Source organism: Dehalococcoidia bacterium, from assembly GCA_021295915.1.
GTDB lineage: Bacteria > Chloroflexota > Dehalococcoidia > Lucifugimonadales > UBA1123 > VXRN01.
The window spans coordinates 1-3882 of sequence record JAGWBK010000072.1 but is presented as its reverse complement, the minus strand read 5'-3'; the positions used below and the strand labels follow the sequence as shown (position 1 = coordinate 3882).

The window sequence follows — 3882 nt, the reverse complement described above, 5'->3', positions numbered from 1 at the left end:
GGAGGCTCCGAGACAGGCAAGCTAGGGTGCGAATAGACAACCGCATTCGCCGGCTGTCCCTCGGAAACCCCGGGGACGTAAGACCAGTAGGAGTAGGGATATCCGAGATTCGGGTCAACTATGGGCCGGGCTACCGGGTGTACTATGTCCAGCGAGGAGAGACCCTCATCGTCCTTCTAGCCGGAGGCGACAAGGATAGCCAGGAACGGGACATACGAAGGGCGCTTGAGCTGGCACGAGGACTATAGGAGGAACCAGCTATGGAAAAGACGAAAACGAGACCGTGGGACCCCGCTGAGCATCTGGAGACCGAGGAGGACATGGCGGCATACCTGAACGTCGCACTGGAGGATGGTGACCTGAGTCTGATTATGGCGACCCTGGGCGATATCGCCCGTGCCCGGAGAATGGCATTTGTGGCGCAGCAGACAGGCTTGGGGAGGGAGAGCCTGTACAAGTCACTCTCCACCGATGGCAACCCGGAGTTTGCGACCGTACTCAAAGTGGTTAGCGCCCTGGGTCTTCGGCTCCAGGCCACCACCCTGCCTGAAGGTGGTGGATGAAGAAGGTACTCTACTCAATCATCACTGTTCGCCCCTCAGATCACAGGAACCGCAGCGAGTTTGAGTTTCGTCTCCAGAAGCCTTCCCCATAAGTCACTGCCATCCATACGAGGGATGCCTATTGCGGTATCCGTCCCCGCTATTTGTAGTACCCATGTCGGAGGAGTTCGACTGGGGGCGGGCCGAAATCGCCGGAGCCACCACCCTGGGCGCTATCCAGGGCTTTGGCCGGGCAACCCAGGTAATGGGGTTCGCCATCGAACCACTGGCGTCGGGACTGGCATACGACGCCACCGGCAGCTACAGAGCAGCCTTCATCGTCATGGCCGGCCTGGCGCTACTGGCAGCAGCGCTGATGGCCGCATCCAGAACGAAGTCAGAATCAGCGCTTTCCGGTCGGTAGGCCCCGAGTAACACCGTGTACGTGTCGCCCGTCGCATGACCCGTAAGGCAGACTGGGGTGCCGTGATTAGACATCACTCCGACGAGGCCGAGGGCTTCTCCAAAGCCGGCACCACTCGCTACGTTAGAATTCAGTCCATGAGAATAACGGCGCTATTGCTCCCAAGTATGCTGTTCGTTGTTGCGTGCACGATAGGAGGTCAGACTCCGACACCGACTCCCCTCCCAGACCCCGGAGCTACGGTGGGGACGATGGCATCTGCTCTACTCCCCACGGAAACTCCCACTGCGACACCTGTCATAAAGGCCGAAATCGAAGCGCCCTCGACCGCTACGACAGTCCCGACACTCACGCCCACTACCATCTCTTCGCCCACGCACACCGTTACGCCAATTTCAACCCTGAGCCCTACACTCACCCCCCACACCATCGCCGACCTCAGTCCCGACTTCAACCCATAGTCCCACATCGACGTCAACACCGACCCCATCGCCTGCGCCCACATTGACTCCGCAGCCAACGATTACTCCCACACCGTCGCCTGACCCCGAAAAGAGTGCGACCTTTGCCCCAATAAGCGGCGGACTCGATCACGACCCGAATGAAGGCTTCATTAAGTCAGAATTCGCCGACATCTCCATAGCAGACATGGTGATAGAGGCCACGTTTACGAACCCGTATTCTGCCGACCATCATTCGTGGGACTATGGTTTCATTCTGCGAGAACAGTCGAACGCTACGGCAGCTTCGTTTATTGAGGTCACTGTTACCAGCGCAAATCTCTGGAGCGCAGTGCTAAGGGATACGAACTCCGCCAGTGGAAAGAGGTTGGGCGGTGGTACGCTCCTCAACCTGTCAACTGACACAGACGGCGAAAATCACCTGCGCGTTGTGGCGATAGGCGAACGTGGCTAGCTATTCTTGAACGATATCCTGGCTGCCCAACTGGATCTGTCCCACAACACGGACTCCGGGTGGGTCAGCGTGATGGGGGATTTCCTGCCTGACCACCAGGGCTCGCCCGAATTCGAGGATCTCAATGTATGGGCACATTGACTCGAAACCAATGGCGGGACGGCTAACGGCTCCCCCTATCCCCACCCCGTCCGCCTCGGATAATATAGACCCGTGAGACCAACGTCCGGCCCCTGCTTTACGTGTCCAGCCTAAAGCTGGCAGGAGGAGTACGCATCATGGCAACCCGCATCGGCATCAACGGCTTCGGACGCATCGGCAGACAGGTCCTTCGCGCGATCCGCGAGAGGCACCCCGACTCCCTCGAAGTCGTCGCGGTCAACGACCTCGGCAACCCCGAAGACAACGCACGGCTGTTCAAGTACGACTCCACCTACGGCCGCTACGAGGGCGACGTCGAAGCAACCGACTCTGGCATCAGGATAGACGGCGACGAGATCGCCGTGCTGTCAGAGCGCGACCCCTCCAATCTGCCCTGGGGCGACCTCGGAGCCGAGATCGTCGTCGAGTCCACCGGCATCTTCACCAACGCCTCTCAGGCCGGCGGCCACATCGAGGCCGGTGCGAAGAAGGTGATCATTTCCGCTCCGGCCAGCGGAGAAGACCTCACCATCGTTCTCGGCGTGAACGAGGACGGCTACGACTCCGAACAGCACAACATCCTCAGCAACGCCTCCTGCACCACCAACTGCATCGCAACGATGGTCAAGGTGCTGCACGACAGCTTCGGCGTCGAGCGAGGACTGATGACCACCGTCCACGCCTACACCAACGACCAGAACATCCTTGACCAGGTGCACTCCGACCCGCGCCGCGCGAGAGCCGCCGCGCAGAACATCATTCCCACATCGACAGGCTGCCCGAGCTGAACGGCAAGATTCACGGCATGGCCATGCGGGTGCCCACGCCGACGGTCTCGGTGACCGACTTCGTGGCAACGCTGAACGGCTCAGTATCCGTCGAAGAGGTCAACGACGCGTACCGTGAGGCCGCAGCGGGCAGGCTGAACGGCATCCTGGAGTACACCGACGAGCCGCTCGTGAGCTCCGACTTCAGGCAAGACCCGCACAGCGCGATCATCGACGGCCTGTCCACGATGTCGATGGGCGGCGACATGGTGAAGGTCGTCGGCTGGTACGACAACGAGTGGGGCTACTCCTGCCGCACGGCAGACCTGGCCGCGTTCCTCGCAGAACAGGGGCTGTAGAGGCAGGTTTGAAACCCGCCCCTACGCTACGACAGGTATGGAAACAAGCCAAAAGATCCAGATAGTCCGCGCGCTGTCGAACGACCTCGCCGGATTCCTGTACACGCTGCCTGAGGACGTCTGGCGCGACGCCGATGTGTACGGCAGCGCGTGCGACCAGTGGAACATGGCCGACGTCGTCGCCCACCTGATCGACGTAGCAAACACCTACACGTTGAGCATCGAACGCGCCGTCAGCGGCAACGTGTCGCCTCCCATGGGACGCAGGTCGCTCACGTCAGAGGAGTTTGTCCAGTCCGTCATCAGCCTGCGGGACGCCTACGGCGAGGACCTGTTCCCGGAGTTCAACACGGCGTGCCTGCGGTTCAATCGCCTGATCATGGAACTCGAGCCCGACCAGTACGAGCTTCTAGCGTGGCACCCCTTCAGGGTCATGACCGTCGAACGGCTCATAGACCTGCGCGCGATGGAACTCGCGGTACACGGCTGGGACGTCCGCTACGGCATCGACCGCAGCGCCGCGATCAACCCGGTCGCCGTCCCATTCCTGAAGGGCTGGGTCCCCAGTTGGCTCAGAGCCTGCTTCCGACCACGATCCCAGAACGATCCCGAGGCCAAGCTGCGCTTCATCCTCACCGACGCCGGAGACGAGTCCTACGACCTCACCGTCGGCGCCGACGACTTCTCCCTGGACACCACAGACACCTCAGCCGAAGCCGACGCGACCCTCGAGC

At 61.0% G+C, this 3882-nt stretch carries 6 protein-coding genes and 1 pseudogene; 6 read left to right on the top strand and 1 reads right to left on the bottom strand.

The features are described from left to right. The 3 genes from J4G14_14685 to J4G14_14675 form a co-directional block, all read left to right on the top strand. Positions 1 to 248 (top strand): type II toxin-antitoxin system RelE/ParE family toxin (locus J4G14_14685; protein MCE2459037.1); only part of this gene is annotated, 248 nt, incomplete at its 5' end. 12 nt (positions 249 to 260) lie between these two features. Next, positions 261 to 563, top strand: coding sequence for a putative addiction module antidote protein (locus tag J4G14_14680; GenBank protein ID MCE2459036.1), 303 nt, complete (start codon positions 261 to 263; stop codon positions 561 to 563). A 121-nt stretch (positions 564 to 684) separates the two neighbouring features. Then, positions 685 to 966: a hypothetical protein gene (locus J4G14_14675; protein MCE2459035.1), complete on the top strand. Its 282-nt coding sequence runs from the start codon at positions 685 to 687 to the stop codon at positions 964 to 966. A gap of 199 nt (positions 967 to 1165) precedes the next feature. Here J4G14_14675 and J4G14_14670 read toward each other — a convergent pair whose 3' ends face one another. Then, positions 1166 to 1486, bottom strand: coding sequence for a hypothetical protein (locus J4G14_14670; protein MCE2459034.1), 321 nt, complete (start codon positions 1484 to 1486; stop codon positions 1166 to 1168). Between J4G14_14670 and J4G14_14665 the strand changes: the two genes are divergently transcribed. The 3 genes and pseudogenes from J4G14_14665 to J4G14_14655 form a co-directional block, all read left to right on the top strand. Next, complete coding sequence (locus J4G14_14665; GenBank protein MCE2459033.1) at positions 1471 to 1881, top strand: hypothetical protein; 411 nt, start codon at positions 1471 to 1473, stop codon at positions 1879 to 1881. The two genes, J4G14_14670 and J4G14_14665, sit on opposite strands and share 16 nt — an antisense overlap. Positions 1882 to 2159: 278 nt before the next feature. Then, positions 2160 to 3148, top strand: a pseudogene (gene gap, locus J4G14_14660) (type I glyceraldehyde-3-phosphate dehydrogenase). A 37-nt stretch (positions 3149 to 3185) separates the two neighbouring features. Then, a partial coding sequence (locus J4G14_14655) for a maleylpyruvate isomerase N-terminal domain-containing protein (GenBank protein MCE2459032.1) occupies positions 3186 to 3882 on the top strand: 697 nt, incomplete at its 3' end.

Coding starts and splice junctions, on each gene's coding strand:
- J4G14_14680 (MCE2459036.1), top strand. CDS start 261: ATGGAAAAGACGAAAACGAGACCGTGGGACCCCGCTGAGCATCTGGAG.